The 18,772-nt window shown below is 31.6% G+C and carries 23 protein-coding genes; all 23 read right to left on the bottom strand.

Annotation, left to right across the window (positions count from 1 at the left end; all coding sequences use genetic code 11):
- The coding region (locus tag VLM92_RS08440) for a hypothetical protein (protein ID WP_325275896.1) at nt 1-200 on the bottom strand (200 nt) is incomplete at its 3' end.
- 2 nt (nt 201-202) lie between these two features.
- Nucleotides 203-1,597, bottom strand: a complete 1,395-nt coding sequence (gene atpD, locus VLM92_RS08435; protein WP_325275895.1) for a F0F1 ATP synthase subunit beta — start codon at nt 1,595-1,597, stop codon at nt 203-205.
- Nucleotides 1,598-1,613: 16 nt separating this feature from the next.
- On the bottom strand, nt 1,614-2,477 hold the full coding sequence (gene atpG, locus VLM92_RS08430) for an ATP synthase F1 subunit gamma (protein WP_325275894.1): 864 nt from the start codon (nt 2,475-2,477) through the stop codon (nt 1,614-1,616).
- 27 nt (nt 2,478-2,504) lie between these two features.
- A complete protein-coding gene (atpA, locus tag VLM92_RS08425) occupies nt 2,505-4,007 on the bottom strand; it encodes a F0F1 ATP synthase subunit alpha (RefSeq protein ID WP_325275893.1) in 1,503 nt (500 codons plus the stop codon).
- A 15-nt stretch (nt 4,008-4,022) separates the two neighbouring features.
- Nucleotides 4,023-4,565: a F0F1 ATP synthase subunit delta gene (locus VLM92_RS08420; RefSeq protein WP_325275892.1), complete on the bottom strand. Its 543-nt coding sequence runs from the start codon at nt 4,563-4,565 to the stop codon at nt 4,023-4,025.
- Nucleotides 4,562-5,062 (bottom strand): F0F1 ATP synthase subunit B, encoded by a 501-nt coding sequence (gene atpF / locus VLM92_RS08415; RefSeq protein WP_325275891.1) that lies wholly within the window; start codon nt 5,060-5,062, stop codon nt 4,562-4,564. Before atpF ends, VLM92_RS08420 begins: the two co-directional genes overlap by 4 nt.
- 94 nt (nt 5,063-5,156) lie before the next feature.
- Complete coding sequence (gene atpE, locus VLM92_RS08410; RefSeq protein WP_325275890.1) at nt 5,157-5,405, bottom strand: ATP synthase F0 subunit C; 249 nt, start codon at nt 5,403-5,405, stop codon at nt 5,157-5,159.
- Between the two features lie 54 nt (nt 5,406-5,459).
- On the bottom strand, nt 5,460-6,161 hold the full coding sequence (gene atpB, locus VLM92_RS08405; protein WP_325275889.1) for a F0F1 ATP synthase subunit A: 702 nt from the start codon (nt 6,159-6,161) through the stop codon (nt 5,460-5,462).
- A 2-nt stretch (nt 6,162-6,163) separates the two neighbouring features.
- Nucleotides 6,164-6,553: an ATP synthase subunit I gene (locus VLM92_RS08400; protein ID WP_325275888.1), complete on the bottom strand. Its 390-nt coding sequence runs from the start codon at nt 6,551-6,553 to the stop codon at nt 6,164-6,166.
- A 4-nt stretch (nt 6,554-6,557) separates the two neighbouring features.
- Nucleotides 6,558-6,785 carry an AtpZ/AtpI family protein gene (locus VLM92_RS08395; protein WP_325275887.1) on the bottom strand — a complete coding sequence of 76 codons (228 nt, stop codon included), beginning with the start codon at nt 6,783-6,785 and terminating at the stop codon, nt 6,558-6,560.
- Nucleotides 6,786-6,984: 199 nt separating this feature from the next.
- A complete protein-coding gene (locus VLM92_RS08390; protein ID WP_325275886.1) occupies nt 6,985-7,425 on the bottom strand; it encodes a dCMP deaminase family protein in 441 nt (146 codons plus the stop codon).
- Nucleotides 7,426-7,537: 112 nt separating this feature from the next.
- A complete protein-coding gene (gene upp / locus VLM92_RS08385; RefSeq protein WP_325275885.1) occupies nt 7,538-8,167 on the bottom strand; it encodes a uracil phosphoribosyltransferase in 630 nt (209 codons plus the stop codon).
- A gap of 14 nt (nt 8,168-8,181) precedes the next feature.
- Entirely contained in the window at nt 8,182-8,634 is a 453-nt protein-coding gene (gene rpiB / locus VLM92_RS08380) for a ribose 5-phosphate isomerase B (RefSeq protein ID WP_325275884.1), read from the bottom strand.
- Nucleotides 8,635-8,692: 58 nt separating this feature from the next.
- Nucleotides 8,693-9,733 (bottom strand): L-threonylcarbamoyladenylate synthase, encoded by a 1,041-nt coding sequence (locus VLM92_RS08375; RefSeq protein ID WP_325275898.1) that lies wholly within the window; start codon nt 9,731-9,733, stop codon nt 8,693-8,695.
- Nucleotides 9,734-9,761: 28 nt separating this feature from the next.
- On the bottom strand, nt 9,762-10,442 hold the full coding sequence (locus VLM92_RS08370) for a ZIP family metal transporter (RefSeq protein WP_325275883.1): 681 nt from the start codon (nt 10,440-10,442) through the stop codon (nt 9,762-9,764).
- Between the two features lie 202 nt (nt 10,443-10,644).
- Nucleotides 10,645-11,709, bottom strand: a complete 1,065-nt coding sequence (prfA, locus tag VLM92_RS08365) for a peptide chain release factor 1 (protein ID WP_325275882.1) — start codon at nt 11,707-11,709, stop codon at nt 10,645-10,647.
- 44 nt (nt 11,710-11,753) lie between these two features.
- Complete coding sequence (gene prmC, locus VLM92_RS08360; protein ID WP_325275881.1) at nt 11,754-12,626, bottom strand: peptide chain release factor N(5)-glutamine methyltransferase; 873 nt, start codon at nt 12,624-12,626, stop codon at nt 11,754-11,756.
- The gene (locus VLM92_RS08355; RefSeq protein ID WP_325275880.1) at nt 12,616-13,515 is read right to left on the bottom strand and encodes a DUF1385 domain-containing protein; all 900 of its coding nucleotides are present in this window, start codon (nt 13,513-13,515) and stop codon (nt 12,616-12,618) included. The genes prmC and VLM92_RS08355 overlap by 11 nt, the downstream gene beginning before the upstream one ends.
- Before the next feature lie 102 nt (nt 13,516-13,617).
- Nucleotides 13,618-14,202, bottom strand: a complete 585-nt coding sequence (locus VLM92_RS08350; protein WP_325275879.1) for a thymidine kinase — start codon at nt 14,200-14,202, stop codon at nt 13,618-13,620.
- A gap of 174 nt (nt 14,203-14,376) precedes the next feature.
- Nucleotides 14,377-14,577 carry a 50S ribosomal protein L31 gene (rpmE, locus tag VLM92_RS08345; RefSeq protein WP_325275878.1) on the bottom strand — a complete coding sequence of 67 codons (201 nt, stop codon included), beginning with the start codon at nt 14,575-14,577 and terminating at the stop codon, nt 14,377-14,379.
- 117 nt (nt 14,578-14,694) lie between these two features.
- Nucleotides 14,695-16,293, bottom strand: a complete 1,599-nt coding sequence (gene rho / locus VLM92_RS08340; protein ID WP_331681725.1) for a transcription termination factor Rho — start codon at nt 16,291-16,293, stop codon at nt 14,695-14,697.
- A gap of 411 nt (nt 16,294-16,704) precedes the next feature.
- Entirely contained in the window at nt 16,705-17,706 is a 1,002-nt protein-coding gene (gene glpX / locus VLM92_RS08335) for a class II fructose-bisphosphatase (protein WP_331681724.1), read from the bottom strand.
- Nucleotides 17,707-18,019: 313 nt separating this feature from the next.
- Nucleotides 18,020-18,772, bottom strand: a 753-nt coding sequence (locus VLM92_RS08330) for a UTP--glucose-1-phosphate uridylyltransferase (protein WP_325275876.1), incomplete at its 5' end; no start/stop codon positions are given.

Genomic DNA, 18,772 nt, shown 5'->3' with positions numbered 1-18,772 from the left:
CCTCCAGAGATTTTAGCATCTTTGTAGTTTCCATCTTTTTTTATACGTAAAGTTCCAGTTGCTAGTCCTGTTACTAAAGGTCTGTGGTTTTTAAGTATACCTCTATCTCCTTCAGTAGTTCTAACTATAATCATCTCTGCTGTTCCATTATAGAAGGTTTTATCAGGAGTAACAATTTCAACCGTAAATTCGCTTGCCATTATTATCTACTCTCCTTTGCTTTCGCAACTGCCTCTTCTATGCTTCCTACGTATAAGAATGCTGATTCAGGTAAGTTATCATGCTTTCCTTCTAATATTTCTTTGAAACTTCTTATCGTGTCTTTTAATGATACGTATTTACCAGCAAATCCTGTGAATTGCTCTGCAACGTGGAAAGGTTGAGATAAGAATCTTTGTATCTTTCTAGCACGAGCAACTGTTAATTTATCTTCATCTGATAATTCGTCCATACCAAGTATAGCTATTATATCTTGAAGTTCGTTATATCTTTGTAATATAGATTGAACTCCTCTTGCTATCTCATAGTGTTCTTTACCAACTACATGAGGATCTAGAACTCTTGAACTAGATTCTAATGGATCAACCGCTGGGAATATCCCTAGAGATGCTATTTGTCTAGATAAAACCGTCTTTGCATCTAAGTGACTGAACGTTGTAGCTGGTGCTGGGTCAGTTAAGTCATCGGCAGGTACGTATACAGCCTGAACAGATGTTATAGATCCACTCTTAGTAGATGTTATTCTTTCTTGTAATCTCCCCATCTCTGTAGCTAATGTTGGTTGGTATCCAACTGCTGATGGAGTACGACCAAGAAGTGCTGAAACCTCAGATCCCGCTTGAGTGAAACGGAATATATTATCTACGAATAATAAAACGTCTTGATTTTCTTTATCTCTGAAATATTCTGCCATTGTAAGTCCTGTTAGCGCAACTCTCATTCTTGCTCCAGGTGGCTCATTCATTTGTCCGAATACTAGTGCAGTCTTGTTTATAACTCCAGACTCACTCATTTCTCCATAAAGGTCATTACCTTCTCTAGTTCTTTCTCCAACACCTGCGAATACTGATATACCACCGTGTTGAGAAGCTATATTGTTTATAAGTTCTTGTATAAGAACTGTTTTTCCAACTCCAGCTCCACCGAATAAACCTATTTTACCACCTTTTAAGTATGGTGCTAATAAGTCAACTACTTTTATACCAGTTTCTAGTATTTCAGCAGTTGGTTGTAATTCTTCAAAACTTGGAGCTGGTCTATGTATAGGTAATTGAGGAGCATCTGTTGGTGCTGCCTTTCCATCAACTGGTTGACCTAATACGTTGAATATTCTTCCTAAAGTTGCATCTCCTACTGGAACACTTATTGGAGCTCCTGTATCTACAACTTCCATCCCTCTTACAAGTCCATCTGTTGAACTCATTGATATACATCTAACAGTGTCGTCACCAACGTGTTGTGCAACTTCTGCTACTATTTCTTTATCTCCATGCTTTATCACTAATGCATTTAATAGATTAGGTAAGCTTTTTTCACTATTAAACTTAACGTCTAATACCGGCCCTATGACCTGAACTATTTTACCTACATTTGCCATGTCCTAACCTCCTTAATTATTGAGCTGAAGAAGCCCCCGCAACTATCTCAGATATTTCTTGAGTAACTGCTGCTTGTCTAGCTCTATTGTAAACTAATTCTAATTTAGATATCATTTCGTTAGCATTGTCTGTAGCTGATTCCATCGCAGTTCTTCTTGCAGCTTGTTCAGATGCATAAGATTCTGCTATGGCTCCATATACACTTCCTGAAACATACTTAGGTAATACATAACCAAGTACTGCATCAGCTGAAGGTAAATATTGAACTGCAGCTTTGCTTTTTTTAACTTCTTCTTTGTTGTTATTATTATCTATTGTAACTGGTAATAATTTAACTACTTTTGGTTCTTGAGTTAATGCAGATATAAATTCTGTATAAACAAGATTTACCTCATCAACTTCTCCATTTTTATAAGCTTCCATAGCTCTTTGAGCTACCCTATTTGCATCTTCATAAACAGCATCTTCTACAGATTCTATAGAATCTATTATTTCATAACCTCTCTTAGATAAAGACTCTTTTGCTTTCTTACCTATAGAAATTACTTTTCCTGTTTTATGTTTATTATCAGCAAGTACCGCTTTTAAAATATTAGAGTTATAACCTCCAGCTAATCCTCTGTCACCAGCTATTACTATATAACATACGTTATTAACTTTTCTTTCTTTAAGAAATACATTTCTACTGTTACCCGTATTTTTAGCTATATCTTGAACAGTGTTGTATAAAGTATTAAAGTAAGGTCTTGAACTTTGAGCTCTTTCTTTAGCTTTTCTAAACTTAGAAGAAGAAACAAGTTCCATGGCCTTAGTTATTTGCTTAGTACTCTCAACACTCTTAATACGAGTTTTAATTTCCTTCATTCCAGCTCCTGCCAATTGGGTTACCTCCTTTTTTAAAAAGGATTACGCTTCTATAACAAATTTTTTCTTAAATTCATTTATAGCGCTAGTTAATTCTTTAGTGAAATCTCCACCTTCAAGAATTTTCTTTCCTATTTCTGAATAGTTTGTATTTATAAATTCATACATTTCTTTTTCAAATCTTTGGATATTATTAACAGGTATATCTGCTAATAAATCATTTGTAACAGCGTGTATTATCATAACTTGATTTTCAACTGCTAACGGTTGATGTTCACCTTGCTTTAATACCTCAACTATTCTTTCCCCTTGAGCAAGTCTCTTCTTCGTATCTTCATCTAAATCAGATCCGAACTGAGCGAATGCAGCAAGTTCTTTATATTGAGAGTAAAGAAGCTTTAATGGTCCAGCAACTTTCTTCATTGATTTTATTTGAGCAGATCCTCCAACCCTTGATACTGATATCCCTGGGTCAACTGCCGGTCTTATACCTGCATAGAATAATTCTGGTGTTAAGTATATCTGTCCATCTGTTATAGATATAACGTTAGTTGGTATGTATGCAGAAACGTCTCCACCTTGAGTTTCTATTATAGGTAGTGCTGTTATAGAACCTCCACCTAATTCATCTGATAGTTTAGCTGCTCTTTCTAATAATCTAGAGTGTAAGTAGAATACATCTCCAGGATAAGCTTCACGACCTGGTGGTCTCTTAAGTAATAACGACATCTCTCTGTATGCAACGGCATGCTTAGTTAAGTCATCATATACTATAAGAACATGTTTTCCTTCAAACATGAATTCTTCACCCATTGCAACCCCAGCATATGGTGCTAAGAATTGAAGTGGTGCAGATTCAGAAGCTGTAGCGGATACTACAATTGTATAATCCATAGCTCCATGCTTTTCAAAAGTATTAACTAATTGAGCTACTGTAGAACGTTTTTGTCCTATAGCAACGTATATACATATAACATCTTTACCTTTTTGGTTAAGTATTGTATCTATACATATAGATGTTTTACCAGTTTGTCTATCACCTATTACAAGCTCTCTTTGCCCTTTTCCTATTGGAATCATGGCATCTATAGCTTTTATACCTGTTTCAAGTGATTGATAAACAGATTTTCTAGCTATTATTCCTGTAGCTTCAGATTCAACTGGTCTGAATTTATTTGAGTTTATAGGTCCTTTTCCATCTATTGGTTGACCTAATGCATTTACAACTCTTCCTACTAAAGCTTCACCAACTGGAACTGAAACTACATTACCAGTTCTCTTAACGATGTCGCCTTCTTTTATTCCTTGGTCATTACCAAGCATAACTGCCCCAACCATATCTTCTTCAAGGTTAAGAGCCATTCCGTAAACTTCACCTGGGAATTCTAAAAGTTCTCCAGCCATAGCATTTTCTAATCCATAAACACTAGCTATACCATCCCCAACTTTTAAAACACTACCTGTATCAGTTAACTCAACTTTATTCTCATAATTTTTTATTTGCTCTTTAATTATAGAACTTATTTCTTCAGGTCTTAAGTTCATGGGTTCACCGCCATTCTAAGATATTACTTGAGATAATTGGTCTTTCATCTTCGTTAAACGAGTCTTAACAGTACCATCTATCTCTTCGTTTCCAAGTCTAACTAGAACTCCACCTAATATAGACTCATCAACTTTATTTTCTAAAGTAACATTTTTATTGTATTTGCTTGAAAGTTTAGCCTCAAGCTGCTTTATTTCTTCTTGACTCATAGCTACTGCTGTTATTGCAGTACCTTCTATGATATTGTTCTTTTCATTTAATAGCTCTTTATAAGATTTTTCTACAGCTTCTATAGCCGATACTCTATCTTTATCTATTATTATTTTTAAGAAGTTGTTTAAGTTAGCACTTACTTGACTACCAAAAACTTTTTCTACTAAATCTTTTTTGTCTCCCTTTGTAACAAGAGGAGATTTTAAAACACCATAAAAATCTTTATTAGATTTTAGTGCTTCCACTACTGCATTTATTTCTTCATATAACTTAGTAGTTGAGTTTGTTTCTTCTCCTACTTGAAATAGGGCTTCAGCATATCTTTCTGCTATTAGATTTATCATTTAGCCTCGCCTACCTCTTTTATAAAGTTATTTATTAACTCTTCATGCTTAGACTTATCTAAGTCTTTTTCAATAACCTTAGATGCAGCTAATAATGCTATGTCTGATATATCATTCTTAATTTCATTCATAACTTTTTGTCTTTCTTGCTCTACATCTTTATTAGCCTTTTCTCTTAAACTTTGAGCTTCTTGCTTTGCAGTAGATATTATTTCAGCTTCTTTTTGTTCTGCTCTTAAAGTAGCTTGTTTTATTATTTCTTGCCCTTCAGTCTTAGCAGAACCTACTTTTTCTTCGTATTCTTTCTTTAAAGATATACCTTCAACCTTAGCCTTTTCTCCTTCAGCTAAATTTGCTTTTATATCTTTTTCTCTAGCTTCTATTATACCTAATATCGGTTTAAATAAAAGTTTCTTTAAAAGTACAAATACTAAGAAAGTATTTATAAGCTGGAATGCTAATTCGTATGTTATGCCTATAAGTGGCTTAAATTCCATGTGTTATCCTCCTTTCTACCAATCACAATTCATAATTAGGAGATGGTTGAACCATCTCCTATTTATGACATTTTACTAATATTCCTACCATAAATTATCCTATAAATGGGTTAGCGAATAGAAGGATTATTGCTACAACAAGTCCATATATACCTGTAGATTCTGCAACTGCAGCCCCAAGTAACATTGTTTGAGTTACATCTCCTTTTGCTTCTGGTTGATTACCAACTGCTTCTGCTGCCTTTCCTGCTGCGAATCCTTGTCCGATCCCTGCTCCTATACCTGTCATAACTGCAAGACCTGCTCCTATAGCTGAACCTGCTGCGATTATAGCTGTTTCCATAATTAATTCCTCCTTAAATTTTTTAAATTATTTTTTAACTTTAAATCATAACTTTTACTCTGTTGCATTTCCTACGAAAACCATCGTTAACATTATAAATATAAACGATTGTAATAGGCCTGCAAATAAGTCAAAGTATAAATGTAATGGTACTGGTATTATTAATTGACCAAATGGTATTGCTACTCCTGGTATCATTGTTGATAGATATCCTAAGAAATCATATAGTAATGCCATTATAACTGCTCCACCTAAAATATTACCGAATGGACGGAAACTTAGTGAGATAGGTTTAGCTAATTCTCCTATTATGTTAAGTGGTAATAATGCCGGCATTGGCTCTAACAATCCTTTGAAGTAACCAAGTCCATTAAACTTAACACCTGCATAATAAATCATAAAGAATGTTATTAATGCCCATGCTAATGTTGTATCCAAGTCTGTAGTTGGTGATCTAAATCCTAGTAATCCTATTAGGTTAGAACATGCAAAGAATAAAAATAAACTTCCTATGTACGGTATAATATTTGGCATTCTTTTGACTGCTTTTTCACCCATTGTATCAGTTACTAAGTTAGCAAGTCCACCTATAGCAAACTCTAGGAATACTTGTACCTTGCTTGTAGGTACTTTCTTTAAGTTTCTAGTTAGTAAGAAAGATACTAAAGCTAATACAGCTATTATAATCCAACTTGTTACTACCGTTTCACTTAATTTGAAGTCATTAAAAAATATAACCCATTTTGCTTGGCTCATACTTACGCCTCCTTTCTTTTTAGTTTGTCTATTAATAATTTTTTTGATAATATAACAAACTTAGGACTTAATAACCCTATTGCCACCCCTAATATTTCTAGATGAGGGGCTTTTACAGAGACTAGTAAAACTACTCCTGCTATAGTCATTCTCAATATATACTGACTTGCATAATATATTTGAGCCCTTGAAACAGGCATAGTTACTGTTTTGTTTACAGCTATAGCCAGTAATCTAAAGTTAAGTATAGCAATTATTGAACCAAATAATAATCCTAAAACCATACTTTTACTGAAAGTTGATGTTAACAATAATAATATCATTATTGTTAAATCAAAAACTATAACTCCTTTTGTTACGTAGTTTATTTCATCACGTAGATTCGCATTCATGATATCACTTCCTTCTTGTATACACTATTAAAGTTTTATAAACTCCCATAAATGCACCACCAATACCTAACACTAAAAATATTAATGTTAAGATTGGGCCAGTATTAAACTTAGAATCTAAAAACTTGCCTATAAAGGTACATCCTAATATAGATATTAATATCATTAATCCTACTTGACTTATTAGAGAAAGCATATTAGCAATCTCCATGTACATCTTTTTTTTGCTCATAAATAGTATACCTCACTATCATGAATGATTAATATATAAATATTATTTTATTTATTGTATTACTTTTAACAATTATGTATGTTAGCAATTTCTTAATAAAATATATCTTACCACTTTTTATAATTTTTTTAAAGAATTTTCAAATATTTTTTTGAAAAAAACTGATTTTTTTGAATTAATTTAAATTTTAAATAACTAGTTATTTAAAATTTATCATTTCTATCCCAGCTTCTTGTAACATTTCATTTGACATATCATCAGGATAATCACCTTTGTATATTATCTTACGTATACCTGCATTTATACACATCTTCGCACATAATACACATGGTCTTGTTGTTACATACAGTGTAGCTCCATTTATCCTTACTCCATTATGAGCTGCTTGTATTATTGCATTTTGCTCTGCATGTAATGCTCTACAAAGTTCATGTCTTTCACCTGAAGGTATATTTAATTCTTGTCTTTTACATCCTGTCTTATCACAATGTTCTAGGTTTTTAGGTGAACCATTATAACCTGTAGTTAATATCTGTTTATCTTTTACTAAAATTGCACCCACTTGTCTTCTAGTACATGTAGATCTTTTTTTAACTATTTCTGCAATTTCCATGAAATATTCATCCCATGATGGTCTCATAATGTACACCCCTCCTAGTATAATTGATTATATGTTATTTTTTGTCAAATATTGATACTATTAGTAAAAGGGAATCTATATTTGTAATATAGATTCCCTAGTATTAAATTAACTATTTTGTCCCGTATAATCTGTCCCCTGCATCACCTAATCCTGGCACTATATATCCATGATTATTTAATTTTTCATCAACTGATGCAACGTATATGTCTACGTCTGGATGATATTTTTGTACTTCCGCTATCCCTTCTGGAGCAGCTACTAAATTAACTAACTTTATAGAATTTGCTCCTCTAGCTTTAAGTACGTCTATAGCTGCAATAGCTGATCCACCTGTTGCAAGCATTGGATCTACTACTATCATTTCTCTTTCTTCTATATCTTGTGGAAGCTTACAGTAGTATTCTACCGGTTGTAAAGTTTCAGGGTCTCTATATAACCCCACATGTCCAACTTTAGCTGCTGGAATTAAACTAACTAATCCATCTACCATTCCAAGTCCAGCTCTTAATATAGGTACTATACCTAATTTTTTTCCAGCTATAACTTTAGATGTTGTCTTAACTACTGGTGTTTCTATTTCTATATCTTCTAATTGTACATTTCTTGTTATTTCATATCCCATTAACATAGTTATTTCTGTTAAAAGTTGTCTGAAATCCTTAGAACCAGTGTTTTTATCCCTCATTAATGTTAACTTATGTTGTATTAATGGATGATCTGTTATTATTACTTTACTCATTTTTTATTTCCCTCCTACTTGCTGTGCTTCTTTTCTATTTCTTTTATCATATCAACTCTTCTAGAGTGTCTATCACCTTCAAATTCTGTATTTATCCAAGCTTCAACTATTTCTAAGGCTAGTCCTCTTCCTAAAACTCTTTCCCCTAAAGAAAGCATATTTGCATCATTATGAGCTTTAGACATTTTTGCTGAAAATACATCTGATACTACTGCACATCTTATTCCAGGAACCTTATTGGCTGCTAAAGATATTCCTATCCCTGTTCCACAACAAAGTATACCATAATCTACTTCTTTTTTTACTACTGCATTTGCAACTACTTCTGCGTATACAGGATAATCAACTGATTCTAAAGAATTATTAGGTCCGAAATCAACACATTCAATTCCCTTTCCCTCTAGATATTTCACTATCTCTTTCTTTAGATTGTATCCTCCATGATCACTTCCTACTCCTATTCTCATGTGTGTAACCCTCCATATTCTATTATAATATATTTTTAACTATATTTGCTAGTGAATATTACGCTTTTATTATTTTATACCCAGCCGATTTAAGAAGCCTATTCATTATAGCTTGACCTAGACCAGTAGATTCAAACTCCTCTGAGTATACTATGTCCACATTTCGTTTATCCATCTCTCTTAGAACATCAAATAGCTTACTTGCCACTTCTTCTAATGTGTTTCCTAAGGTTACAACTTCACCGTTATACTTATCTTTATTTTCATCTAAACACATTACTCCTGTTTTCAAACCTTTTTTAATATTGTCTTGTATTAAATTATTAATCTTTATTATAACATCATCTGCAGTTCCTGACACTATATATACATCTGCATCTGGAGCATAGTGAGTATACTTCATTCCTGGTGCTTTTGCCTTTTTATTATCTTCCTTTTTTGATAATGACGGGTCTATTACTACTTCACCAAGTACATCTTCTAAATCTTCTTTTGTTATACTTCCAGGTCTTAATATCATAGGTGTATTTCCTGTAAGATCTAACACTGTTGATTCTAGCCCAAAATTACTATCTCCTCCTAAAACAATACCATCGACTCTACCGTTCATTTCTTCTTGAACATGCTTAGCTTTAGTAGGTGAAGGTCTCCCCGATATATTAGCCGAAGGCGCCGCTATAGGAACACCTGCTTGTTTTATTATTTCTCTTGCTATTTTGTGCGAAGGCATTCTTATAGCAACTGTGTTTAATCCACCACTTGTTGTTTTAGGTACTATGCTTTTCTTATTTAAAATTATAGTTATAGGACCTGGCCAGAATTTTTCCATTACAACTTCTGCTTTTTCACTTATATCCTTAGCTAAGTTATAAACTTCTTTTTTGTTATATATATGTACTATAAGTGGATTATCACTTGGTCTTCCTTTAGCCTCATATATTTTTTTTACCGCATTTTCATCTAACGCATTTGCACCTAAACCATATACTGTTTCTGTAGGAAATATTACAGTTTTTCCTTCGCTTATTAATTTAGCATGCTTTTTTAATTCTTTTAAGTCTATATCATTTATATCAATATTACTTATCATAGTTTTCATCTTATGTATACCTACTTTCATTTTTAGTTTAGATGCAATTCACAATAACTGTCCCTATTAAAAAACCAATTATGCAATATAGACTTCTTGACTTAGGGAATATTTCTTCTAATACAACATACATCATTGTACCTGCCGCTGTTGCAAGAAATACACCTATCAGAGAACTAAAAATCCCTCCAAAGTACGCACCTAAAAAACTACCTATACCCATAGGCACTCCTGCTATTATTGTAAACAAAATCACTTTTGAGATCTTCATCTTCGTTCCAACTAAGCTTAATGCCATAGCTAACCCTTCTGGTATATTGTGTATACCTATAACTATAGCAAGGGTTATCCCTAAAGTTTCAGTAGACATAAAAGAAGATCCTATGGCTAAGCCCTCTGGTAAATTATGAAGCAATATACTTATAAATATAAGATACCCTGACTTCATATCTTTTGATACATCTAATCTAGTTTTTATGTACATTGTTAAGAGTACACCTACAAATGTAAATATTACAGTGTAGTATACTCCCATTTGGCTCATAGATTCTTTCATTAAATCAAAAACAACTACAGCCAACATTATTCCCCCAGAAAGGCCCATGAAAAAATCCAAATATTTTTCTACATTTTTTTTGAAAAATGCAGATACAATTCCTCCAAATCCTGTTCCTATGACACCTGCTAAAAGTCCAATTAGCGTTATTTTAAGTATCATAACTCCCTCCTTTAATCATATATATCCATTATATACAAGATTATTTTATAACATTACCTCAAAGTTGTTATAATAAAATCTTATTAAAGATTTAAAGGATTATTTTATTTAAACGCATGTATTAAAATTTTTTTATTATTATAATCATAAACAAAATATAATTTTCCTATGTATTATAGAAAAATCCCTAATTTCTAGGGATTTATATTGCTGACATTTTTTCAGTTTGATCCACAGTGATTAAAGCATCTAGCATTTCATCAATATCTCCATCTAAGAACGAATCTAACTTATATAACGTTAAGTTTATTCTATGATCACTTACTCTTCCTTGAGGGAAGTTATAAGTTCTTATTCTCTCAGATCTATCACCTGTACCAACCTGACTCTTTCTTTCTGCTGCTATATCTTTATTTTGTTCAGCTATAGCCTTATCATTAAGTCTAGCTACTAATATTTTAAGCGCTTGCTCTTTATTTTTTAATTGAGACTTACCATCTTGACAAGATACTACTTCTCCTGTTGGTATATGCGTTATCCTTACCGCAGAGTCAGTAGTATTAACACTTTGTCCACCATTTCCTGAAGAACGGAATACATCTATTCTTAAGTCATTTGGATTTATATTTACTTCTACTTCTTCTACTTCTGGTAAAACAGCAACTGTTGCTGTTGATGTGTGTATTCTTCCTCCTGATTCAGTAGAAGGTATTCTTTGAACTCTATGAACTCCTGATTCATATTTAAGTCTTGAGTATGCACCTTTACCTTTTATTAAGAAAGATACTTCTTTGTATCCACCAACACCTGTGTCACTTGCACTTAGTAATTCCATTTTCCATCTTCTTCTCTCTGCATATCTAGAATACATTCTAAATAAGTCACCTGCAAATAAAGCTGCTTCATCTCCACCAGCTCCACCTCTTACTTCAACAATAACGTTCTTATCATCATTAGGGTCCTTAGGTAACAATAATATCTTAAGTTCAGCTTCTAATGGTTCTACTTTATCTTCCATTTCAGATAATTCCATCTTAGCTAACTCTCTTAATTCTTCATCAGATTCTTCTTGTAGAATTTCTTTTGAGTCCTTTATATTACTTAATACTTCAGTATACTCTCTGTACTTCATTACTATAGGCTCTAAGTCAGAATGTTCTTTCATGAACTTTTGCCAAGTTTTTTGATCGTTTATTACCTCTGGATCACTTATTTTTTCAGTTAAATCTCTATATTTATCCTCTAATACTTCTAATTTTTTTAGCATACTTTTTCACCTCGTTTATTGTAGCATATCAATTGTTCATTATATCACATTTTAAAACCTATAACAACTCTATCAATACCCTGAATATCCTTCTTTGTGTATATTTTATTGTATCCATTGTTTTCCATAATATTTGAAACATCTTTAGCTTGATCATGACCAACTTCATAAGCTAATATACCGTTTGACTTTAAATAGTTATTAGACTGTTCTGTTATATCTCTATAAAAATCCAATCCATCTTCTCCACCCTCTAGAGCATTATATGGCTCATAGTCTTTTACTTGTGTATGTAACGTATCCATATCTCTCTTTGGTATGTATGGAGGGTTTGATACTATTATATCAAATTTTATATCCTTATCTTTTATTGAACTAAATAGGTCAGATTTTATAAATTCTATTTTATGATCAACACCATTGCTTATAGCATTTTTTTTACCAACTTCTAGTGGTATGTCTGATATATCAAAAGATGTCAATTTAGATTTTTCTATATATTTAGCCAAACTTATTGTTATAGCACCTGAACCAGTTCCTATATCAAGTATTTCTACTTTCTCTTTATCTTTACAAAGGTCTATTATCTCTTCAACTAGAGGCTCTGTATCTGGTCTAGGAATAAGGACGCCTTCCTTTACAAAAAAGTCCAATCCCATAAACTCTCTATTTCCTACTATATAAGCAACCGGCCTTCCTTCTAATCTATCTTTTATTAGTTCTAAAAATAAATCATATTGTTCTTTAGTTAATTCTTTATTTAAGTTTATATGAATATAAATTCTGTCTACATCCCCAAGAGCTTTTTGAAGAAGTATTTCTACGTCCAACCTTGGAGTATCACTCATTTCCTTAAGTTTTTCTGAGTATTTGATAATTATATCTCTTATCGTCATATTATCTCCTCTATTTTTCATCTATTATAGCTTTTAAAGCAGCTATTGCCACTTCTAACTGTTCATCGTCAGGTTCTTTTGTAGTAAATTTTTGTAGCATCATACCTGGATAAGCGACAATTTTAGTAAATTTATTATTATATTTCCCAAGAAATCTTATTATTTCATAAGATATTCCTGCAACTATAGGTATACATACTATTCTCATTACTACTCTAAGTATAGGATTAGGCCATCCAAAGAAAGAAAATAGTATTATAGATATAAACATAACTATAAATAAGAAGTTAGTACCGCATCTAGGGTGTAATCTACCAAATTTTTTAGCATTCTCTACTGTAAGCTCTAAATTATTTTCATAACAATAGATAGATTTATGTTCTGCACCATGATACTGAAATACTCTTTCTATATCCTTGCTTTTTGAAATTAGTACTATATACCCAAATAAAATACAAATTCTAATTGCTCCTTCTATCAAATTCAATAAAAGATCATTGTTTATTAATTTTGAAAATGCACCACCAACTATAGTAGGAAGTAATACGAATAATCCCACCGATAACACAAATGCTATTATCATAGATATTCCTATCATTACATCGTTAGATTTATCTTTAAACATCTTTTTAATGAATCTATCAAAAGCATCTTCTTCTACTTCATCTAAAAAAAACTCCGAAGAAAAATTCAGACTTTTTATTCCTTCTATCATGGTCTCTATTAATACAAAAGAACCTCTTAAAAAAGGAATCTTATCTATATTCTTCTCATTTATCCAACTTTTTATTTTATTTTTCCTTACTACTATCTCTCCATTACTTTTTCTTACAGCTATTGCTCTTTTTTCTTTAGACTGCATCATAACACCTTCTATTACAGCCTGTCCCCCAACAGATTGTTTCTTCATGCACTCACCTCTTTAATTTAGACTTTTATTGCTCATATTTCATTATAATACAAAAACACCCCTCAAAGTAAAACTTTAAAGGGTAGGTTGATTATATTTAAATTATTTTTTATCTCTATATACAACATGGCATTTTCTGCATCTAGCTTCATAACTTTCAACTGCACCTACTTGTATTATAGGATCATCATATCTTGCTGGTTCTCCATTTATTAACCTTTGTGACCTTGTAGCAGGCTGTCCACAAACAGAGCATATAGCTTGTATTTTATCAACAAATTCTGAAATAGCTAAAAGTTTTGGAGTTGGACCAAAAGGCTCGCCTTTAAAATCCATATCTAATCCAGCTGCTATTACTCTTATTCCCTTATCTGCTAAATCTACAGCTATTTCCACGATTTTTTCATCAAAGAATTGAACTTCATCTATACCTACAACTTGCGTCTTGTTATCTATAAAATCATATATTTCTTTCGAACTATTAATAGGTATAGCATTAACGCTGTCTCCACTATGAGAAACAACATCTTCTTTACTATATCTATCATCTATTTTTGGCTTAAATACAACAATGTTTTGTTTTGCTATTTTAGCTCTTTTTACTCGTCTTATAAGTTCTTCACTTTTACCGCTATACATAGGTCCTATTACAACTTCTATATATCCATGATTGACTGGTCTATACACGCTTAGTACCCCCTACTGCTTATAATTTCTATATTTATGTCAATTTAATTAATATTATTGTGATTTATTTAAATAAAAAAAATATCGCCAACGATATGAAGTTCATATGCACTCGGTTACATATGTTGTTCAAATAAAATAGGAGTTGGCTGCCCAACTCCACATTTATAAAGATTAGTCCATTTTGAATCTCTTCTTGAACTTGTCTATTCTTCCACCAGCTTCTATATTCTTTTGCTTTCCAGTATAGAAAGGATGGCACTCAGAACATATTTCTATTTTTATCTCGTCCTTAACAGAACCAGCTTGGAATGTGTTTCCACAAGCACAACGTACTTCTACAGCTTCGTATTTTGGTTGTATATCCTTTTGCATTCTATTCACCTCTTCTCTTTATTTTATAAATTAAATATATTAATTTTTCGTTTTGCATTATCAACTACACCATTATAACACAAGTTTTTTATCGGTACAAGCAGTTTTTGTATTCCTTTAAAGTGCTTTTATTGATTTTATAAATTCATCATTATTTTTAGTTCTCTTAAGTAATTCTATCACTTTGTCCGTAACTTCTAGAACTGAATTATTGCTCATTTCTCTTCTTAATCTCCAAAGAGCAGTTTTCTCTTCATCAGTAAGTAATAAGTCTTCTCTTCTAGTTCCAGACTTGTATATATCTACAGCTGGGAATATTCTCTTTTCAGCTAATTTCCTATCTAGATTTAATTCCATGTTACCAGTCCCTTTGAACTCTTCAAAAATTACATCATCCATTCTAGAACCAGTTTCTACTAATGCTGTAGCAAGTATTGTAAGCGAACCACCTTGCCTTATGTTTCTAGCCGCTCCGAAGAATTTCTTAGGTCCATGTAGTGCACCTGGATCAAGCCCTCCTGATAATGTTCTACCTGTAGGAGATATAGTTAAGTTGTACGCTCTTGCAAGTCTTGTTATACTATCTAATAATATTACTACATCCTTACCATGTTCAACTAATCTTTGAGCTCTATTTAAAACCATTTCTGCTACTTTAACATGATGACTTGAGACTTGATCAAATGTTGAATATATAACATCTCCATTTATTGATTCTCTCATATCCGTAACTTCTTCGGGTCTTTCATCTATAAGAAGTACTATTAGTTCAACATTAGGATGATTTTTAGCTATGCTATTGGCAACGTTCTTAAGAAGACTTGTTTTACCTGCTTTAGGAGGTGCCACTATTAACCCTCTTTGCCCTTTACCTATAGGAGATATTAAATCTATAAGTCTTGTAGCTATATCATTTTGGCTTCTTTCTAATGTTAATCTTTCCTCTGGGTAAATTGGCGTTAATAATTCAAATGCTCTTCTTTGTATTGCCGTCTCCGGATTTTCATCGTTTACTTTTTGAACATATAAAAGTGCTCTAAACTTTTCACCAGTCTTCGGGTGTCTAGTTATACCTTTTACTTTATCTCCAGTTTTCATGTTAAATCTTCTTATTTGAGAAGGAGATACATATACATCATTTTCTGTAGATAAATAGTTTGAACCTCTTAAGAAACCAAATCCATCAGGTAAAATTTCAAGAACTCCCATAACTTCATCTTCTTTTGAAGTATTAAATTCATCTACTATTTTAGATTCATCCACTGCTTTTGGAGTATAATAATTTTTGTTATTATTTCTTGAATTTCCATTATCTATACTAGATACTCTATTTTCATTTCTTTGGTATCTATTTTCATTTCTTTGATATCTATTTTCATTAGTACGGGAATTATTTTGATTATCTGCATCTCTCTTTTCATAAGGTTTGACATAAGTTTTATTTTCTTGTTTATTATCTACATGTCTAGGATCTACATACTTACGTTCTATCAATCTATTATCTGAAACACTCTTCTTTTCTTCTTTAACATCTTCTTTTTTATTTATTACTTCTTTTTCTACATTGCTCTTCTTATAATTCTCATTAATTATTTCAATCAATTCATTTTTTTTATACTTACTTATAGATTTTATACCTAATTCTTTAGCTGTATCTTTTAATTGAAGTAATGTTTTATTACTCAATTCGTCCAATGTTATCTCATCTAAACTCAAAAAAATCCTCCTCATCTATATCTCATTTATATAGTTTCCATTTATTTTTAGGGAATTAAAGGTGTGAAAAAGAAAAGTTTTACTTTACAAGTAATCTAATGATATCATCTTTAGTACATCATGGTCAACAAATAAAAAAGTAAAACCACTTATGCATCCAACATTATTATCTATATACTATATTCTGTACTATTTTTAACAATCTTAAACTATTATACACATATTTTTTAATGTGAAATCAATGGTTAAATTACTTTTTTTATATTTTAGTATAAAATAATAAAAAACTATAGAATCCTACATATTAAAGTATACATAGAATCTATAGCTCTTTTATTTAACCTTTAATTAAATTACTAAAAATTCATAAAGTTAACTTGAATGTATCTAGCCTTCAAAACAACTTATTATCTATTCCATATTGTATTTTTTCATTAATTCAACTAGTATCTCATTTTTATCTAAATTATGTATAGCATCAACAAATCTTATTGTTCCTGTTTTAGCTCTCATAACTACTGATTGAGTTTTAGCTTTATCACTTCCTATTTGTATAACACCTTTTAGTAAGTCACCTTCTGTTATCCCAGTTGCAGCAAAGAATAATTCATCTCCCCTTGCTAAATCATCTATGCTTAAAACTTTTTCAAGATCTTCATCCGAAAATCCCATTTCTTGGCATCTAACTTTTTCTTGTTCACTTAATGGATATATTTGAGCTTGCATATCTCCACCCATGCACTTTATTGCAACTGCAGTTATTACTCCTTCTGGGCCTCCACCTATACCCATAAGCATATCTATACCTGTATCTTCAAAACAAGTTGCTATAGCTGCTGCCACATCTCCATCACCAAACATTTTTATTCTAGCTCCTAATTTTCTAGCTGCTTGAATTATATCGTTATGTCTTTCTCTATCTTGGACTATTATAGTCATTTGCGTAGTTTTCTTCCCTAATGCCTTTGCTACATTTACTATATTTTCTTCTGGAGTTTTATTTAAATCTATACTTCCCTTAGCTTTAGGACCTACTGCTATCTTTTTCATATATGTATCCGGTGCATTTAATAAACTCCCTTTAGACCCCATCGCTATTACTGATATTGCATTAGGAAGTCCTTTTGCTATTAATGTAGTTCCATCTAACGGATCTACTGCTATATCAACTTCCCTACTTTCTTTTGTTTTCATACCTACTTTTTCACCGATATATAACATAGGAGCCTCATCTAATTCTCCTTCTCCTATAACTACTTCCCCATTTACCTTTACTGATTCAAAAGCTTTTCTCATAGCCTCAACAGCTGCACCATCAGCACCATTTTTATCGCCTTTTCCCATAAATTTTGATGATACTAATGCTGCTGCTTCCGTTACCCTAACAAGTTCTAATGCCAAATTTCTATCCATAATATATCCATCTCCTTAGTTAGTCTTATTAATAAAAATTATATATTATATTTTTTAATTAGTAAACATATATGTGTCATTTTATCAATTAGTGTATAACATTTATTTATATTTGTGATATAGGATGATTATTTTGTTTATTACATGCAAAAAGCTAGCCTTATTAAAAAGACTAGCTTTGTTTTACATCATAGATGCTAACATACCAAAAAGTGTTGTCATACTTGTAGCTACAAGAACAATCACTATAGATATAGCTATAAATTTATTTCTCTTTTTTTGTTTTTCCTTAGACATTCAATTCACCTCAACCCTATTTATTTTTTTCATATTTATCACAAATCTGTTTCAAATAATCTATAAATCCCTCTCTAAGTTCAGGTCTTTTAAGAGCAAAATCTACTGTTGCTTCTAAAAATCCTAACTTATCTCCAACATCATATCTTCTTCCTTCAAAGTTATATGCATACATAGCTTCTTTTTTAGATAGCAATTTCAAAGCATCTGTAAGTTGAACTTCTCCACCTTTTCCTGCTGGTAAATCTTCTAATATGTCAAATATTTCAGGTGTTATTATATATCTGCCAAGTATAGCTATATTAGATGGTGCTTTACCTGATTCTGGTTTTTCGACTAAATCTTTAACTTTATATACCCTGTCTTCTATATGTTTAGCAGATATTATACCATACTTATTAGTATCTTTTATATCCACTTTTTGGACACCTAGTATAGTAGTCCTATATTCTTCGTATGCTTCTATCAGTTGCTTTAAACATGGCACATCATTATCTACTATATCGTCTCCAAGCATTATAGCAAAAGGCTCATCTCCTATAAAATGCCTTGCACAATAAATAGCATCCCCTAACCCTTTAGGTTCTTTTTGCCTTATATAATGTATATTTATCATGTTAGATATACATTGAACTATATCTAATAGTTCTTTCTTACCTTTTTGTTCTAACTCCAATTCCAATTCTACTGATTTATCAAAGTGGTCTTCAATAGATTTTTTATTTCTACCAGTAATTATAAGTATTTCTTCTATACCAGATGCTACAGC

Origin of the sequence: Romboutsia sp. (genome assembly GCF_035470145.1) — a bacterium.
Taxonomy (GTDB): domain Bacteria; phylum Bacillota; class Clostridia; order Peptostreptococcales; family Peptostreptococcaceae; genus Romboutsia_D.
This window is presented reverse-complemented; position numbering and strand designations above follow the sequence as displayed.